This window comes from Pseudoalteromonas obscura (assembly GCF_030135505.1).
GTDB lineage: Bacteria > Pseudomonadota > Gammaproteobacteria > Enterobacterales > Alteromonadaceae > Pseudoalteromonas > Pseudoalteromonas obscura.
In genome coordinates, this window is sequence record NZ_JASJUT010000004.1 from 379,418 (window position 1) to 397,637 (window position 18,220).

At 43.0% G+C, this 18,220-nt stretch carries 16 protein-coding genes; 11 read left to right on the forward strand and 5 right to left on the reverse strand.

Annotated features, from left to right (window positions below):
* Nucleotides 1–28: 28 nt before the first annotated feature.
* On the reverse strand, nt 29–2,530 hold the full coding sequence (locus tag QNM18_RS13040) for a S8 family serine peptidase (protein ID WP_284137464.1): 2,502 nt from the start codon (nt 2,528–2,530) through the stop codon (nt 29–31).
* A 715-nt stretch (nt 2,531–3,245) separates the two neighbouring features.
* Between QNM18_RS13040 and QNM18_RS13045 the strand changes: the two genes are divergently transcribed.
* Genes QNM18_RS13045 through QNM18_RS13060 form a run of 4 tightly spaced genes read left to right on the forward strand, consistent with a single transcriptional unit; the run spans nt 3,246 to nt 6,459 of the window.
* Nucleotides 3,246–4,778 carry a curlin gene (locus QNM18_RS13045; protein WP_211011042.1) on the forward strand — a complete coding sequence of 511 codons (1,533 nt, stop codon included), beginning with the start codon at nt 3,246–3,248 and terminating at the stop codon, nt 4,776–4,778.
* A gap of 51 nt (nt 4,779–4,829) precedes the next feature.
* Nucleotides 4,830–5,210: a CsgE family curli-type amyloid fiber assembly protein gene (locus QNM18_RS13050; RefSeq protein ID WP_211011041.1), complete on the forward strand. Its 381-nt coding sequence runs from the start codon at nt 4,830–4,832 to the stop codon at nt 5,208–5,210.
* Nucleotides 5,204–5,626: a curli assembly protein CsgF gene (locus tag QNM18_RS13055; RefSeq protein ID WP_036976433.1), complete on the forward strand. Its 423-nt coding sequence runs from the start codon at nt 5,204–5,206 to the stop codon at nt 5,624–5,626. Before QNM18_RS13050 ends, QNM18_RS13055 begins: the two co-directional genes overlap by 7 nt.
* Nucleotides 5,626–6,459, forward strand: coding sequence for a CsgG/HfaB family protein (locus QNM18_RS13060; protein ID WP_284137465.1), 834 nt, complete (start codon nt 5,626–5,628; stop codon nt 6,457–6,459). Before QNM18_RS13055 ends, QNM18_RS13060 begins: the two co-directional genes overlap by 1 nt.
* Here the strand turns inward: QNM18_RS13060 and QNM18_RS13065 are convergent.
* The 4 genes from QNM18_RS13065 to trhP all read right to left on the reverse strand — a co-directional run bounded on the left by QNM18_RS13065 (nt 6,425) and on the right by trhP (nt 10,338).
* Nucleotides 6,425–7,141, reverse strand: coding sequence for a helix-turn-helix transcriptional regulator (locus QNM18_RS13065; RefSeq protein ID WP_284137466.1), 717 nt, complete (start codon nt 7,139–7,141; stop codon nt 6,425–6,427). The two genes, QNM18_RS13060 and QNM18_RS13065, sit on opposite strands and share 35 nt — an antisense overlap.
* Before the next feature lie 228 nt (nt 7,142–7,369).
* Nucleotides 7,370–8,521, reverse strand: coding sequence for a M23 family metallopeptidase (locus tag QNM18_RS13070; RefSeq protein WP_284137467.1), 1,152 nt, complete (start codon nt 8,519–8,521; stop codon nt 7,370–7,372).
* A gap of 197 nt (nt 8,522–8,718) precedes the next feature.
* Nucleotides 8,719–8,976, reverse strand: a complete 258-nt coding sequence (locus QNM18_RS13075) for a YfhL family 4Fe-4S dicluster ferredoxin (protein WP_211011035.1) — start codon at nt 8,974–8,976, stop codon at nt 8,719–8,721.
* Nucleotides 8,977–8,979: 3 nt separating this feature from the next.
* On the reverse strand, nt 8,980–10,338 hold the full coding sequence (gene trhP / locus QNM18_RS13080; RefSeq protein ID WP_284137468.1) for a prephenate-dependent tRNA uridine(34) hydroxylase TrhP: 1,359 nt from the start codon (nt 10,336–10,338) through the stop codon (nt 8,980–8,982).
* A 216-nt stretch (nt 10,339–10,554) separates the two neighbouring features.
* On the opposite strand from trhP, the gene ndk reads away from it, so the two are divergent.
* The 7 genes from ndk (at nt 10,555) to QNM18_RS13115 (ending at nt 18,218) form a co-directional block, all read left to right on the forward strand.
* Complete coding sequence (ndk, locus tag QNM18_RS13085; RefSeq protein ID WP_023399882.1) at nt 10,555–10,986, forward strand: nucleoside-diphosphate kinase; 432 nt, start codon at nt 10,555–10,557, stop codon at nt 10,984–10,986.
* 190 nt (nt 10,987–11,176) lie between these two features.
* Nucleotides 11,177–12,307: a dual-specificity RNA methyltransferase RlmN gene (gene rlmN, locus QNM18_RS13090; RefSeq protein ID WP_284137469.1), complete on the forward strand. Its 1,131-nt coding sequence runs from the start codon at nt 11,177–11,179 to the stop codon at nt 12,305–12,307.
* Between the two features lie 67 nt (nt 12,308–12,374).
* A complete protein-coding gene (gene pilW / locus QNM18_RS13095) occupies nt 12,375–14,054 on the forward strand; it encodes a type IV pilus biogenesis/stability protein PilW (protein WP_284137470.1) in 1,680 nt (559 codons plus the stop codon).
* Entirely contained in the window at nt 14,051–15,046 is a 996-nt protein-coding gene (locus QNM18_RS13100; protein WP_284137471.1) for a RodZ domain-containing protein, read from the forward strand. The genes pilW and QNM18_RS13100 overlap by 4 nt, the downstream gene beginning before the upstream one ends.
* A gap of 5 nt (nt 15,047–15,051) precedes the next feature.
* The gene (ispG, locus tag QNM18_RS13105) at nt 15,052–16,173 is read left to right on the forward strand and encodes a flavodoxin-dependent (E)-4-hydroxy-3-methylbut-2-enyl-diphosphate synthase (RefSeq protein ID WP_211011026.1); all 1,122 of its coding nucleotides are present in this window, start codon (nt 15,052–15,054) and stop codon (nt 16,171–16,173) included.
* Nucleotides 16,174–16,316: 143 nt separating this feature from the next.
* Entirely contained in the window at nt 16,317–17,594 is a 1,278-nt protein-coding gene (gene hisS / locus QNM18_RS13110; protein WP_284137472.1) for a histidine--tRNA ligase, read from the forward strand.
* A gap of 9 nt (nt 17,595–17,603) precedes the next feature.
* Nucleotides 17,604–18,218 (forward strand): YfgM family protein, encoded by a 615-nt coding sequence (locus tag QNM18_RS13115; protein ID WP_284137473.1) that lies wholly within the window; start codon nt 17,604–17,606, stop codon nt 18,216–18,218.
* Nucleotides 18,219–18,220 lie beyond the last annotated feature (2 nt).

Here is an 18,220-nt window from a genome sequence, read left to right on the forward strand (position 1 = left end):
CTAGTTTCCTAGCGTTCACTCGCTTATGTTATTGAAAGTTAACAGTCACTTCCGGAGAGCAAATGTCACCATCTTGACACAGCTTGTAGGTGTAACTTGTTGCGGCTGCATTGCGAGAGAAGTCACGGAATTTACCTGTGTTATTGACTGTGCGGATCAATTGTCCGTCACGGTAAATTGAAACCTGCTCGGCAGTAGAGCCGCTCCATTTTAATTCAACTCGGATTGAGCCCAAACGTGTTTTATTCGCACGGACGATTTCAAGTTGTGGATTGTCAGAGCTTACTATCACAGATTGTGTGCTTGTATGGGTATTTCCCTTACTGTCAGTTACAGTCAAGGCAACGTCATATGTACCAGAGGCAGCGAAAGTATGTACAGGGTTTTGCAGATCACTGACATTTCCGTCGCCAAAGTCCCATGCTCGACTGACAATGTCATCGTTGACATCTGTACTGGTGTCAGTAAAGGTGACGTTTAGTCCTTCACGAACAAAATTGAAGCCAGAGACTGGTGGTTGATCAGAGATCTCGCCAATACCTGTAAGAGTCACAGACCAGTTATTCAAAGTACCAGTGTCTAAAGTCGCATTGTCCACGACTTTCAATGTCCACTCACCTGTTGCCACTTCTCCGTTAAACGCATCTGAAGCAAAGCTACCGACGATGTCATCAGCGCCACCACCGGTGCGATTGTGCAGGGTTGCCACAGTGCCCGCTGGTGATGTAAGCGTTACCAATAGATCACTAATATATGTATGACTGATGTTTAATGCCACACTAGAGCCAAAAATAGTGATTGGGTCCACGATGTTGATCTTTGACTCTACACCAGCTTGATTGTTATCAGGTATGTCTACACTGGTTGTGTTGTCATAGGTAAAATCACGCAACCCTTGAGGTAGTACAGTCAGAGATACTTGTTTTTGTTGACTGAGCTGACCAGACGTCGCATCAACTGTGAAGCTATAATCGCCCCATGCAGTTTCAGCTGTGGTTGGCACACTCAGCACTGCGGTATCACCAGGCTTTACTGTTGTCTTTGACAGTGTGACACCATTTAAGTCGCCGCTTGCTGTCAATGCGATGTCACCATCCCAGTTTGCAATTGAACTAAACGTCAACTGGTAATCAGCATTTTCCCCAGCTGTTACTTCTTGTGCTACTGGTGTAGCTATCACTCTAAAGCCAGGCTCCGGATCTGCGTCTATCAGTGCTTGGTGCGCGTCAAGTCGTTTCCCTGACACTGTTTTACCCTCTAATGCGGCAATTGGTTTACCAGATTCCATCAAGAGGTTTTTTAGTTCAAGAGTTGTCAGGCTTGGATTCACTGCCAGTGCCAATGCAGCTGCACCAGCTACATGAGGCGTCGCCATTGAAGTACCAGAAAAAGATGAATAGCCACCACCAGGTACTGTTGATAATACATTGCTACCCGGCGCACCTAAATCGACAGATGTAAGTCCCCATTGTGAGAATGAAGACATGCTATCAGTGTGGGTTGTTGATGCGACAGCAAGGACACTATCGTGATCATAGCTAGACGGGTAGCCAGGTGAAACATCATTGTCCCTAGCACTGTTACCAGCTGCTGCAACAAATAAAATACCAGCTTGCTCGCTCGCTGTAATTGAGTCATAAAGCGCTTGGTTGAAACCGCCTCCGCCCCAGCTGTTATTTAGCACACTGACATTATGACCCGCATTTTTTAGTCCTACCATATAGTCAATACACTTAATAGCGTCGCCAGTAGATCCACTACCTGAAGAGTTTAAGAACTTACAACCGACGATGGATACCTCGTGGTTAACGCCGACAACGCCTAGCGCATTATTTCCGGTAGCACCAATGGTACCTGAAACGTGAGTACCATGGCCTTGGTCATCCATTGGGTCACCGCTATCGGTAATTGCATTGATACCATATACATCATCGACATAGCCGTTGCCGTCATTGTCAACACCATCGCCTGCAATTTCACCAGGGTTGAGCCACATGTTTGCGGCAAGATCAGGGTGATTATAATCTACACCGGTATCGATAACACCGACAATGACGTCGCGAGAACCGATACTGATGTCCCATGCTTCTGGGGCATTAATGTCAGCATCATTAGTACCGCCTGTTTGTCCGGTATTATGCAAACCCCAAAGTTCATCAAAGCGGCTATCGTCAGGAATAGCTAGAGCCGTAACGATATAGTTTGGTTCAACATATGAAACAGCAGGGTGTTTTTCTAGTAGCTTGATAGCTTGCTTGGGCGTCATGCCATCTAAGTCAAACTTGGCTAATCGGCCGTTCAAAACATTCTTATAGTTGTCATCTTTTTCATCAGCATTGCTATCGGAAATACGAGCTTTGACGAGTTGTCTAGCTTGAGCACGCATGGCAACACTCGCATTGTCTTTAAATACAACGAGTACACTGTCATCAATTGTTTGTGTTGTAGATTGAATTTGCACTGCTGCGTGTGAATTAAAGGCAAGCAATGGCGTGAGTGCCAGAGTTAAAGCTGTAAGTTTAGTTTTCATCATTCTTCCAATATTAGTTGTTCTAAGTGGTTAGAAGTTGTGCATGTGAGCACGACTACTTTTTGTGACTTCTTCTAAGAACTGATGACGACATCATTTTGGGCAACGTCTTAAAACCTAATATAGAGAATTAGCGGACATCAAATTGAAATTAGTTCAATAGTTAAATTTCATGTTTTTTTGTGACTTTTATGTATGCTTTTTAGCTATGGCTCATGCTTTTTTGGTATTTGCAGTCACTTAATGCTCAATTTTTTTATCCTTTTTCTACTCATACTTTTTTGGTATCCGGAGGGGGGATTACTTACATAAAATTGATAATTTACTATAAGTTTATGATTATAATGGAGTAATTTATTCAATAAAATTTCTCATTTATCTTCATCAAATAGCAAATTAGAGTGAATACGTGACTTGCTTTCTAGTCTACTCAGTTTCCACAGAATAAATACTGAATTAGATCAAAAAGTGACAAACCAATAATTAAAGAACTTCTAAATAAGAACAGGACGCATCATGATTTATTCTCAAGTTTTTATGAACTGGAATAGATCAACTTTAATTAGCAGTACTTTGTATAGCGAATGCACTTTATTTTAGTTTGAGTTTTTTTGTCCCGGCAACGACGAATTTTCGCGCAGTTAATTTCAATAAATGTGAAGCATATCAGGTACTAAAATCAAAATTAAAACGCAAAAACACTAAGGAGAAAAGTGTGAAGTTTTCTAAATCATTAATTAGCTGCGCATTGGCCGTTGCATTTACTCAATCAGTTGCGGCTCAAACGGTACAAGAAACAGGCAAAACACAATCTATTTCTAACTTGAGCCAAATCGAAAGAGGCCTTACAACAGGAAATTCGCTTACGCTCACGCAAAACTCATCTTTGGGTGGTAATTCACAGGTGAGTTTCCAAGAGGGAACAAGCAATCAGGCGAGCGTGACTACAACTGGTAACTTCAATGAAACCACGACGAACCAAACGGGCACAAGCCACGCAATACTTGTAACAACAACTGGTGATAGCAATATTCAAAGCTATACCCAAGACGGTGACTCTCACGGCGTTGAAACAACGTTGACAGGTAACAGCAACCAACTTGCGGTGGCACAAACCGGTGAAGGTTACTTTGGTATCAACAATGAAGTTATCAATGTCATCAATGGTGATGAAAATGATGTACGCGTGTCGCAAAGCACTGGCGGCCACTGGATGTATAACAAAAACATGCAAGGCAACCAAAATACAGTCACAAGTACTCAATCAGGTAGTTGGCATGAAGTGCATCTGAATAATGTTACAGGTGACCAAAACGCCTTCACAATTGATCAAAATGGCGTATTCAATAAGGTAGAGATTGAAACTCTCGTTGGTGACGACAATGATATTGAAGTGTCGCAAATTGGTGAGGATCACCGCATTGAAATAGGTCAAGTAACTGGCAATGACAATGACATTGAATTTGAGCAAAGTGAAGGTAATGACAACACCATCAATGTTGCTGGCATTGTAGGTAGCGACAACAACTTACAGGTAGATCAAGAAGGCAACAAAATTAAGTTTGAAAGTGGCCTGTTCGAAGGGAATGACAATGATGTTACTGTGACTCAACGAGGCGATGACTCTTCTGTCGGTGTTGATATTCAAGGCGATAACAACACAGTTACGAGTGCGCAGCAAGCGCTTAATCAAGATGCGGGTTTGAACACGCTTTATGTCGGTCTAGCGGGTGACAATAACGAGATCACAACCATGCAAATTGGTGAGCAAAATGATGCCCACATTGCGCTCTTTAATGGTGATGACAACGACGTAGACCTTGTTCAAAACGGCAGTCAAAATGAGTTTTTACTACAATCCTCAGAGCCTGATCCGAGTATTGAAGCTAACAACAATGATGTAACTGTTGTACAAAATGACATTGGTAATAGCACTGCAATTACCATGGGATACGCGGTAGCTAGTTCGAATAACCAAATTGATATCGCACAAGCTGGTGAGCTCAACGTGATCGATTTATTACTTGAAGGTGGTAGTAACTCAATTGACCTAGCGCAAGATGGCAGCAATAACTTTATTGCAGGCATTGAGTCAGGCGGTTTTGTAGTAGCTGGCAATGACAATATAGTGTCTATCAGTCAAACAGGTAATGGTAACTTGGTTGAAGGTGGTGTTACTGGTAATGCGCAAACTTTGCGTATTACACAAATTGGTGACAATAACGTCGCAACAGTGACACAGCAGTAATAATGTAAGAGGGGGCTTTGCCCCCTGACTATTATGAAACACATATTATGCATGTTGATACTGTTTGGCCTGTGCAGCACCTCAATTGCAAAAACATCCAAACAGACTGAAGAAGTTGAATTAGGTGGTCTGGTAATGGACCAAAGCATTAGTCGCTTTGGTTATCAATTTTATTATGACTTCTCACAACTTTGGCGAGAACTGCCTAATACTTCTGGTGTAAATATCACGATAAAAGAAACTGTATTACCCCGTGCAGGTACTCGACTAGATGTGCGTATGAATCGTCGTTTAGTTTACAGTACGGCAATGGGGCGTCGCGGAGGCCCTATGGATGAGCGAGTTGAAGCTGCGCTATTTGCGGTTATGGATGCCATGGCCAGTGATCGTTACCAACAAGGTTCTCCCGATTTAGCTGAAAGTGGATGGTAGTAATGAAAACAACAATATTGGTCTATTTATCTTTTTTCACTCTGAGTGCATCAGCAACGGAGATTGTTTACAAACCCATTAACCCTTCATTTGGTGGTAATCCACTAAATGCAAATATGCTACTCAATAAAGCCAATGCCCAAAATAAACATCGTGCGCCAATTATCGAAAAGTCTTACGGAGAACGATTTCAAGAATCATTGGAGCGGACATACCTCAACCGTATGGTGCGAGAGATCTCAGACATGGCATTTGGTGACGATGTAGAGGACAGCATTTTTAATGAAGACTCTACATTTACAAGTGGTGACTATGAAATACAAGTGATCACGAGTACACCAGATTCAATAACGGTACAGATCAAACATATCGACAATGGAGATACCACAATCATTGAAGTGCCGAGGTTTGGCTAATGTATAAAGTAGTTGCAGTATGTTGTTTAGTGTTTCTTGTGGGGTGCAGCAGTATTGGGGCTGTGTTACCACCGGATCAAAGTTTGCCTGAGGCATTAGAGAAAAGTCATGAATTTCAGTCTCTTAAAAAGCTGCCTAAGCCGCGAGGCAGGATCCCTGTCGCAGTGTATTCATTTCGAGATCAAACTGGTCAATACAAACCAAAGGATAATGTCAGTTCATTCTCAACGGCAGTAACTCAAGGCGCCAACTCTATTCTGATGCAAGCATTACATGAAACAGAGTGGTTTATTCCGGTAGAGCGTGAAGGATTGCAAAATTTACTAACAGAGCGAAAAATTACTCGCGCAGCAATGACCGATGAGCAAAAAAAATCAGCGCAGTTACCCCCATTAACGATGGCAAAAATCATTTTTGAAGGCGGGATCATTAGCTATGACTCAAATGTAAAAACGGGCGGCTTAGGTATGGAGTATTTTGGTATTGGTGCTTCGGAGTTATACCGTGAAGACGTGATCTCAATTTATTTACGAGCTGTGGATGTGCGGACCGGTCAAGTATTATTGTCGGTTGCGACAACGAAAAAGGTGCTCTCAATGGAGGTGCGTGCTGGTTTTTTCCGCTATGTGAGTTACAAGCGATTGGCTGAAGCTGAAGCGGGTTTTAGTGAAAATGAACCGATGCATATTTGTGTTACTCAAGCTATTGAAAAGGCGTTAACAATGCTGGTGGAGCAAGGAATTGATAGGGGTGTTTGGGCAGCAAAAGAGCAGGCTGTTGCTGCCTTACCGAAAGAAGTTAATGGCGCTGTATTGAGACCGGGGCAGAGTTAAAGGGAATATGTTTTTGTGCCCAGTTTGCCAACTCTATACGATTGCGTGAGTTGGTTTTTTTAAAGGCGCTATAAATATGTGTTTTGACGGTGTGACTACTGATGTTGAGCGAATCTGCTATATCGTCATTTTTTGCACCGCTGGCCAATAATTTGATCACTGACTTTTCTCGAGCAGTCAGCAGCTCAAGCTCTGAGTCTTGAATATCCAATGATTGCGGGCGAGGAATATTGGGTATTTGTTGGATAAGCTCGTTAAAGGCTTGAGAGATAGAGGTACGGCAAAACCACAACTCGCCATTAAGTACACGTTGGATCCCTTTGAAAATATTTTCTGCTGATGTGTTTTGGTAAATTACACCTTTAATTCGTGCAAGAAGGGCTGTTTGCTCATTGACTAAGTTTGGCTGAGCGTTAAATAACAATACGTTTTGTTGTGACGCCAAGGCACTGACTTCTGCGCTGAGCAAATCTTGGCATTCACGGTGGCTAATATCAACCAAGTATAAATGATGTTGAGCCCGTAGGGGTGTATCAGGTAGGCGAGTATCTATTTTAATTTGATTACTGGTTGCTTCCAGTATTTTCACGAAACGGATAAATTCAAAGTCTTGAGTATCCGTTTTGTTGTGGGTTAAAACAAATAGACTAACTTCCTTGTTGCTAGTTTGAATCGCTTTCATGTTTTTAGACGACCTTTTATTGTTCCTATTACTTTAAATATACATATTTTTCACAATAAGTTTAGCTTTAATTTTCAATTTACTGTGGCTGTATCATTATTTAGTTATAAAGTATGATTAAATGCTCAGAGGGAATTGGAAGGCTTGTCAGTTCAATTGGACGGTCTGTAATAAATGTTAGGCCGTTTTGGGAAGGCGACCTAACATACAACTTAAGGCTTGTTTATCCTAGTGATAAAGTCTTGACCAAGCACATGTTTTGTAACCGTTTTTCTCAAAATAAAAACGGTAACAGTTACCGTCATAGTTATAATTACCTACATCGATACGGTAGCCGCTAATATAGGCGTTGTGTAAGGAGATAAAACGACCATTGTAAAGGAGTGAAAAGTGGACATGGGGTCCGCTCGATTGTCCCCCTTGGCAAAGAGCCATATTGCGATTGTTTGCGTATCTGCCTAACCAATCGCCCGCAGAGATATAGTCTCCGGTACTATATTGTAAGTTGTCCATGTGGTAATACTGAGTCGAGTATCCGCTTGAGTGTGTGACTCTGATATTGCAAGCTGAATAACGAGTTACTTTTCCTCCATGGGCCGCTTGCACCCACGGAGTGTTCGATCCCCAACCACCAGAACCATTGTTAAAATCAAGAGAAGAGTATGGGTAACCAGAACCTGTATTGGAATGGGCACCGCCGCTATACCATGCGTAACCTGAGGGCCAAGGTAAGTTCATTGAAAAGTTTACTTGCGGCGCAACAGATTTAGCTTCAAATCGCACTTGTTGAGGTGACAATAAATGTGTTGCAAAGGTGGTGTTATAAAGCTGTGCTAAGGGGGCCAATGCATTTGCGCTTCCCAACAGGCTTGATAGTGCCGCCGTCGCAGAGTTACTCGTTACAGATTTATGTTTAGTTGCATACAATTCAAATGCGTAAAAACGTTGGTTTAATTTCAGTGCAACGTCTTCAAGTTGCGCTTCAAACCCGGTTTTATCGGACCAATTGGCGAAAGGTTTTGTCATGGCTACCTTGCTTGGTTGGCTAATAACCTGACTTGCGTGCTCCATTAGCACGAGAAGCAGCTTAGGGTTGATACTGGTGTACCCAGCCCAATGCAGCAGGGCCTCTTGATGGTCGATGAGGTGTGGCGCTGTGCTATATAACAGAGATTGCCAATCTTCATTGAGTAGTTCATCCGTAAAGATAAATTGTGACTCATCCACTTGGAGCAAAGGGTTGAAGGCCAGTTGTTGGATCTGAGATTTTTCAAACTGAAAATCGGGAATATCGAGATGCTGGCCTTCAGCCCTAGTTTCTGAGGCCGTGAGTAAGAGTACCCCAAAGGCCGTAGCCAAGGTGTTTATGTATAGTTTCATGTTGTATCCTCTTGATTGTTTTTTGTACTGCCTTAACTTGTATATCGAGAAGTAATAAAATTGTAAAATAAGAGCTTTGACACTAAATGGGGTAAGCTGTAAAAAAATGAGTACAAATTGAACGGATAATCAATGAGGCTGCAATAATAGCGCGGTAAAGGCACACACCCCCATATTGAAGGCGCTTGCCTCGTACTTTAAGTGTCTAGTTGCCCTGTCAAGCGTAAGTACTTTTCAGCCAGAGTATCGAGGTTTTCTCGGTGGTTAGGATCTGGCTTTATGCAGTCAATAGGACAGACACTGACACAGGTGGGTTGGTCATAGTGACCAACGCATTCAGTGCACTTATGGGGATCAATTTCGTATACTTTATTGCCCATATAAATGGCCTGGTTTGGACATTCAGGGTCACACATATCACAATTGATGCATTTATTTGTGATGAGTAAGGCCATCATTTAAGCCTTTTTAAATGGGTTTCTGGTATCCTCCTGGGCGCCCAGATTTCGCATTAAAATTGCGTAGTCTAAATCAATGTTTTCTGGCAATGGTATTTGCACTATATGCCCAGAGCCTTTGGCGTCATTGATGGCTTCACCTTTTTTATTCTCCATATGTTCAAGATTAAAGGCGACATTCCCTTGAGGTGTCATCAGCTCTAAGCTGTGGCCTGTGCAAAATTTATTCTTTACATCTATTTCGACCAGCCCATTTTGATTGCGACCGAGCACTTCGCCAACAAATTGTTGTTTGTCTGACACCGAGTGGCCGTACTCATAATTTTGATAGTCTTGATGGGCATGGCGTTTTAAAAAGCCTTCCGTATAACCTCGGTGGGCGAGGTTTTCCAATGTCCTCATTAAGTTAGGATCAAAAGGTTTTCCAGCTACGGCATCATCTATGGCTTTGCGATAAACCTGAGCCGTGCGTGCAACATAATAAAAAGACTTGGTTCGACCTTCTATTTTTAGGCTGTGTACGCCCATTTTGGTCAACTGATCGACATACTGCACAGCACGCAAATCTTTTGAGTTCATAATATAGGTGCCGTGTTCATCTTCAAAAGCAGGCATGAATTCACCGGGTCTGCCTTGCTCTTCTAACATAAAGACTTGCTCAGTTGGCTGTCCATCGCCCAGCGTCGGGATCACATCTTGAGGGTTTACTTTGTGGACAACATCGCCAAGTTCGGTTTCTTGACCTGGCTTAACGTCATAACTCCAACGGCAAGCATTTGTACAGGTGCCCTGATTAGGATCACGTTTATTGATGTATCCAGACAGTAAGCAGCGTCCAGAATACGCCATGCATAGTGCACCATGCACAAATACTTCAAGCTCAGTATTTGGACAAAGCGTGCGGATCTCGGCGATTTCTTCCAGTGACAACTCCCGAGACAAAATAACCCGTTCAATGCCCTGACTTGCCCAAAATTTCACAGAGGCATAATTGACAGCGTTAGCTTGGACAGATAAATGAATAGGCATGTCAGGCCATTTATCTCTCACTAACATAATCAAACCAGGATCGGACATGATCAGTGCATCCGGTTTCATTGCGATAACAGGCTCTATATCCCTTAAGTATGTTTTAACCTTGCTATTGTGGGGAGCTATATTAGAAACCACATAGAGTTTTTTGTTTTGCTGGCGAGCCTCATTTATACCTATCTCTAGGTTTGCCAAATCAAATTCATTGTTGCGAACACGCAAACTATATCTGGGTTGTCCGGCATACACGGCATCGGCGCCATACGCAAAAGCGTAACGCATATTCTTTAAACTGCCTGCGGGTGATAGTAGCTCTGGTACAAACATATCTAAACCTCATACATTGAACTGGGTACAAACCAGCTGCTGGGGATGTTAAAAAGCGGCGCAGTATAAGTGAGTTTTGCGCGGCGGATTTTGACGTAGATCAGGTTTATCTCAGGGCTATAAACACGGTATTTCAACAAGGGTGTGGGCTTTTACGTATAAAGCGCGTATAATTCGCGCCCGTAAATATCAACAATTATTATTGGAGCTAAAAAGATGGCTTTAGAGCGTACTTTTTCAATCGTTAAGCCTGATGCGGTAGCTAAAAACCACATCGGTGCAATCTACAACCGTTTTGAGTCTGCTGGTCTTAAGATCGTTGCTTCTAAAATGGTTCACCTTTCTCAAGAGAAAGCTGAAGGTTTCTACGCAGAGCACAAAGAGCGTCCTTTCTTTGGTGCACTAGTTGAGTTCATGACTTCTGGTCCAGTAATGGTTCAGGTTCTTGAAGGTGAAGACGCAGTTCGTAAAAACCGTGAAATCATGGGTGCTACTAACCCTGCTGAAGCACTAGCTGGTACTCTACGTGCTGACTACGCTGATAGCATCGACGAGAACGCAGTACACGGTTCAGATGCAACTGAGTCTGCAGCTCGCGAAATCGCTTACTTCTTCAGCGACGAAGAAATCTGCCCACGTACTCGTTAATATCGAGTTGAGCAGATAAAAAAGGGCTCTAGGGCCCTTTTTTAATCCCTTTAATACACGTTGATCGTTTTGAAAAGCAATTGGGGTGTTTTTGAAAGCGATTACATCATTGCGATGTTTGATTGATTTTTGTACAATTGCGCGCTTTTATTTATGTTGTTCAATCCGTCACCTGAACTGAGGTTGTTTCATGGCCACGACTGAGAAAAAAATTAACCTATTAGATTTAAACCGCGAGGGGATGCGCGAGTTGTTTGCTTCATTTGGCGAAAAGCCATTCCGCGCCGATCAGGTGATGAAGTGGATGTATCACTTTGGTATCGCCAACTTTGATGATATGAGCAATATCAACAAAAAGTTGCGTGCAAAGTTACAAAGCCAATGTGAGATCAAGGCTCCTGAAATCTCAGTTAAACAAGTGGCCAGTGATGGCACGATTAAATATGCAATGATTTTGGAAGGGGGTCAGGAAGTTGAAACGGTCTGGATCCCTGAAAAAGACCGCGCAACTTTATGTGTATCATCTCAGGTTGGGTGTGCACTCGAATGTACTTTTTGCTCAACCGCGCAGCAAGGCTTTAACCGTAATTTAAAGGTATCTGAAATCATCGGTCAGGTATGGCGTGTAGCAACAGACATCGGTTTGCACAATGGCGATAGCACCAAACGACCAATTACCAATGTTGTAATGATGGGTATGGGTGAGCCATTGCTAAACATTAACAACGTTGTACCTGCGATGGAATTGATGATGGATGACTGGGCATTTGGCTTGTCTAAGCGTCGCGTTACATTGAGTACATCAGGTGTTGTTCCTGCACTGGACATTTTAAAAGAGAAAATTGATGTTGCTTTGGCAATATCATTACATGCGCCAAACAACCCGTTGCGCGATGAACTTGTGCCGATCAATAAAAAATATCCAATTGAAGAGTTTTTAGCAGCTTGTCGTCGATATATCGATGGCTCAAAAGCAAACAAAGATGTCACCATTGAGTATGTTATGCTTCAAGGCGTCAATGATAGTACCGATCATGCACATGAATTAGTACAAGTGCTCAAAGGCACACCGTCTAAAATTAACTTAATTCCATTTAACCCATTCCCGGGTAATGACTATGGCCGTTCAAGTAATAGCCGTATTGATCGCTTCTCGAAAGTACTACAAGCTGCTGGTCTGACATGTATTGTACGTCGTACACGCGGAGATGACATTGATGCTGCTTGTGGGCAGTTAGTAGGGGATGTTGTTGACAGAACCAAACGCGTGGTCAGAAAGCAACAAAATCAAGATAATGCAATAGCAGTAAAAGTAGGCTAAAAAATAGATGAAACACAGTGGCTTTCAGGTAAGATAGAGTCACTGTGTCTTAGCAAAAAGGTGGTCAATGCCTGCTTTAACGGATGGTTTACTCACTCAATTCGCGTGTAGTGTGCGTCGGCGTTTGCTGCTCGGCGCAAGCTGTGCTGTCATTTTGACCAGCTTGAGTGGCTGTGTAACCGAAACACGATATGCCAACAGTAACAAACCCGTAGTGCAAAAAAAGACCAATGGCCAAGATGCGGCAAAAACCCGTATTGCACTGGCACTTCAATATCTTAATGCGGGTAATAACACACAGGCAAAGTATAACCTTGACCGGGCTTTAAATCTTGCGCCCAAACTACCAGAAAGTCATTATGCGCTAGCTTACTACTTTGAACAAGTTGGCGAAAATGAGAAAGCGCAAAAAGCATACATTACGGCGTTGGAGTACGGGCCAAATGATCCAAATACACGTAACAACTATGGTGCATTTTTGTGTCGTATTGGAGAGTTTGATGCTGCGACTGAACAATTCTTCAAAGCGATAGATATCCCTAGTTACTTGCGGGTCGCGGAAAGTTACGAAAACTTAGCATTGTGTGCGCTGCGCCAAGACAACTTTGAGTTAGCGCTTGAGTATTTAAAACGGGCCCTCGATCACAATTCTCAGCGCCAGTCAGTATTAATTTTGATGGCGAGTGTTTTTTATGCCAAAAGTGAACTACACCGAGCTGAAGATGTTTTAAAAGTTTATGCTGATAAAGGGTTTGTGTCACCAAGAGGCATGTTATTGGAGCATCTACTGTCTGCCCGAATGGGACGTTTGCAGTATGCGCAAGAGTTAGAAACGCTGTTATTACAGACCTACCCGAACTCTCTTGAGGCGAGGCTTGTCTTAAATAACACCTTGCAATTGAGTGAATTTGAGCAGCTCAAAGAACAGTACAGAACAGCCCAGTTAGATAAAATAACTCAAGCAGACGACAACAGAGTTGTTGCAAATCCGCAAATTAAGATCAAGCGCAAAGTTTCTAGTCAGAATAAAATAGCAAACACGACAAAAGAGAACGCCAATCGGGTAGAGCGCAGCCATTCATTGCTACGCGATGTACAAAGTAAGAGCTTACATACTATAAAGGCTGAGGGTTTTGAATCTAAAGGTAATGCGCAACGAGAGATACAACAGAAAGCGTTCACGAGTGGTTCACCTGTAGTGCGTACATTACCCACACTTGATGAATCAACGTTAGAAGAGGTTGTTGCTACCAATCAGACAGAAGAACCCAAAGTACGCTTTACAACCAGTCAGAAGCCAGATACCCCAGAGCAAGTTGTGTTTCATCGCGTTGACCCAAGTGAGATAAGGTTTACTGAGCAAGCTCCTAGCATTGATTTAGGGAACGATGAAAACTTGGGTAAAATGCTGAATGAAGAAGTGTTGATTCCTCAAGTGCCTACCCATCGTATGGAAATGGGGGAAAACCTATTCAGCCTGTCGGTTAAATATAATATTAAGCTAGAAAAGTTGCTAAAATGGAATGCGTTGAAAAAGTCAGATCGACTGGCGATTGGACAAGTTGTGTTTTTAAATAATCCCAATACGACTCATGCCATTGCTAAAGGGGAGTCATTATTTGATATTGCTATGAAGCATAAGTTATTAATTGATGATTTGATGCGCTGGAACAGATTAACGCCTGATGTTGCCCTGACGCCAGGGCGACATATTTTAATAGTAGATCCCAATAACTATATTTTATGAATCAAGAAGAGAATGAAACAACGACTGAGTCATTATCACTCGGTCAGACCCTTGCACATGCCAGAGCTGAGCAAAATCTCAGCTTTGATGATATTGCTGCACGGCTAAAATTAAACCACAGTCAAATCACTAAACTTGAAAACGATGAGTACCAGAGTTTAGGGCCTGAAACATTTGTACGGGGTTATGTTAAAAGTTACAGCGCACTACTTGGTTTAGATAGTGAGCAAGTACTTGCTTTATATGAAACCCCAGAAGTTCCAGAGCAAAAGCGAAATATGAAAAGCTTTTCGAGGCGCACTGAAAAAGAGGCAAACGATAACCGTTTAATGGTAGTGAGTTACTTAGTGCTGATAGTGTTTGTTGGCCTGTCAGCATTTTGGTGGTGGCAAACAGCAAGTACCTCTGAAGGCCCCGAAGAGATCAGCGGATTAAATGAAGCGATTACTACACCAGAAACGACTTCCTCATCTCTGGTAACTAGTGGCGAAGCGTCTCAAGCAATAGAATCAAATATAGCGACAGCAGATGTTTCGGAACAAGCGGCCAGTGCTGAACCTCTTGAGCAGCCTAGAGAGCAATCCATATTGGCTCAAGACGTAGCAGTTGCATCTGATGAACTCGCAGTGGAGCCCGCAACAAACGACGTTAGCGAAGCCGCTGAAACAATACCAGCAGCATCAGCTCAACAAAGTGAGCCAGTCGCAGAGCAACCCGAGCCCGAAATATCTACCGAAGTGGTGGAGTCAAGCACTGTTGTGATGTATTTCGAGCAAGATAGCTGGGTAGAAATTTTTGATGCAACGCAGGAACGTGTTGCATTTGGTGTAAAAAAAGCAGGGTATACCATGACAGTAACAGGTATCGCGCCGTTTTCTGTCGTTTTGGGTAAGCATCAAGTGGTTAGTATTGAATTGGATGGTCAACCAATCGATATCTCGGGGTTGCCTCGAAACCGCTTAGCAAAGTTTAAATTACCGTTAGCAGAGTAGTCGTCATGTTTTCAGAATCTCCTATAAAACGCAGAAAATCCACACGTATTAACGTTGGTAATGTCCCGATTGGTGATGGCGCTCCAATTGCTGTTCAGTCAATGACAAATACCGATACATTAGATGTAGATGCAACCGTTGCACAAATTCAGGCTATTCAAGATGCAGGTGCCGACATTGTACGTGTATCTGTTCCGACAATGGATGCAGCTGAAGCATTTAAGAGTATTAAGCAGCAAGTTGATATTCCGTTGGTTGCGGATATCCATTTTGATTACCGTATCGCCTTAAAGGTGGCGCAATATGGTGTTGATTGTCTGCGCATAAACCCGGGTAATATCGGCAGTGAAGACAGGATCAGAGCTGTTGTTGATGCAGCTCAGGAGCGTGATATCCCGATCCGAATTGGTGTAAATGGTGGCTCATTAGAGCGTGATTTACAAGAAAAGTATGGTGAACCGACACCGGAAGCATTACTTGAATCAGCCATGCGTCACGTAGAGATTTTGCAAAGATTAAACTTTGATAAGTTTAAAGTATCTGTAAAAGCATCAGATGTGTTTTTAGCGGTAGGTGCGTACCGTTTACTTGCAAAAGAAATTGACCAGCCACTGCATCTAGGCATCACGGAGGCCGGCGGTTTTAGAGCTGGCTCTGTTAAATCAGCGGTTGGCTTGGGCATGTTACTTGCTGAAGGTATCGGCGATACATTGCGTGTGTCACTGGCGGCTGACCCTGTTCAGGAAATTAAAGTCGGTTTTGATATCTTGAAGTCGTTACGGATCCGCTCTCGTGGCATTAATTTCATTGCTTGTCCAAGCTGTTCAAGACAAGAGTTTGACGTAGTCAACACCATGAACCAGCTAGAAGAAAGACTGGAAGACATCATTTCACCGATCACGGTATCGGTGATAGGCTGTGTGGTTAATGGCCCGGGTGAAGCTCTAGTGAGTGACCTCGGTTTAGCTGGGGCAAACCGCCGTTCAGGCCTGTATATTAATGGTGAGCGTCAAAAGACCCGAATAGATAATGACAACATTGTTGAGCAGTTAGAAGAGCAAGTACGCGATTATGTTGCTAAAAAAGAAGCTCAGCCGAGTATTGATGTCAAAATTATCGAAGAGTAAGCCTTTTAGAGGCTGAATTTATTTCGTTTACGTTTTAATCGAGCAGGGTATAATAGACGCATTTTATCGTACCGTATTCAGGGTTTTGTTGTATCCTGCACTCGTAATTTAATGAAAAGAATAGTTAAAAGTTAGGAATTTCAGTGGCAAAGCAAATTAAGGCAATTCGTGGCATGAAAGATTGCCTGCCGGGCACGACTCAAATCTGGCAAAAAATTGAAGGGACTTTAAGAGACACAATGGGTGCATTCGGCTATCAGGAAATTCGTTTTCCGGTTGTTGAATCAACAGATCTGTTTAAGCGCTCAATCGGTGAAGTGACCGATATTGTTGAAAAAGAAATGTACACTTTCGAAGATCGTAATAGTGATTCTTTGACTCTGCGTCCGGAAGGGACTGCAGTATGCGTCAGAGCTGGTGTTGAAGGTGGTTTGCTTTACAACCAAGAGCAAAGACTTTGGTATATGGGCCCTATGTTTCGTCGTGAACGCCCGCAAAAAGGCCGTTACCGTCAATTTCACCAATTTGGCGTAGAGACTTTTGGTATCGCGAGTGCTGATATTGACGCTGAAGTGATCATTTTGACTGCACGTCTTTGGAAGTCGTTTGGTATTTCAGACCACGTGCGACTAGAACTAAACTCGTTAGGCTCCAATGAAGCGCGGGCTGCTTACAAAGAAGTGTTGGTTGCGTATTTAGAGCAGCATAAAGATAAATTAGACGAAGACTCCTTACGCCGCATGTATACGAACCCACTGCGTGTTTTAGATAGCAAAAACCCAGATGTGCAGGCTGTTGTTGCGGATGCGCCAAAGCTTTCAGAGCACTTGGATGAAGAATCTGTACAACATTTTGCAAATTTATGTGAACGTTTGGACGCGGCTGGCGTCGAATATCAGGTAAATGAGAACTTGGTACGTGGTTTAGATTATTATAACCGCACTGTATTTGAATGGGTTACCGAGAGTCTAGGTGCTCAAGGGACTGTATGTGCAGGTGGGCGCTACGATGGGTTGGTAGAGCAACTCGGTGGCAAAGGCACACCTGCGGTCGGCTTTGCAATGGGTATGGAGCGTTTAGTATTACTACTAGAAGAGCTCAATAGTGTTGGTGACATTCGCCGCAATGTAGACGTATATGTTGCAGCGATGGGTGATGTTGCTAGCATCAAAGCGCCGGCGATTGCTGAAGAGTTGCGCGATGCGGTACCTGGGCTACGTGTTCAAGTACATGCAGGTGGCGGCAACTTTAAAAAACAACTGAAACGTGCTGATAACAGCGGTGCGGTTGTTGCGCTGATTTTTGGTGAAGATGAAATCGCGAATAATGCTGTGACAATTAAGTATTTACGTGAACAAAAAGAACAATTGACCTTACCTATGGCTGAAGCACACACTACTTTGGCCGAGTTGGTAGGGTAAGAGGTTAGAATGGAAATTTATTCAACAGAAGAACAACAAGCTGAAGCAATAAAGAATTTTTTTAGAGAAAACGGGACTTCATTAATTATTGGTGCTGTTTTAGGTCTAGGTGGTTTATATGGCTGGAAAGCGTATAACCAGAATCAAATTTCAACTGCTGAAGCAAGCTCAGAAGCATACAATTCATTGATTGAAAGCGGTGAAGTTCTGTCAAAAAGCGATGCGTTTTTGGCGGAAAATGCGGACTCTAATTACTCGGTATTGGCAGCATTCGTTGCGGCTAGAGAAGCAGTTGAAGCCGGTGAACTAGACCAAGCTGCAACTAAGTTAACCTTTGTGACCGATACAGTTAAAAGCCCAGAGCTAAAAGCAACTGCACAGCTACGTTTAGCGCGTGTACAGGCTGCTCAGGCCAATTATGAACAAGCTTTGAGCACTTTGTCGCAACCAATGCCAGCAGGGTTTACTGCACAAGTAGCTGAAGTGAAAGGTGATATCTATTTATCTCAAGGCGAAAAAAGTAAAGCTCGCGAGCAATATCAAGCTGCAATTGATGCAGATGGCGCAAAAAATAATGCGTTGCTGCAGATTAAATTGGATGACTTGGCAATCGCATCGAATTAAGG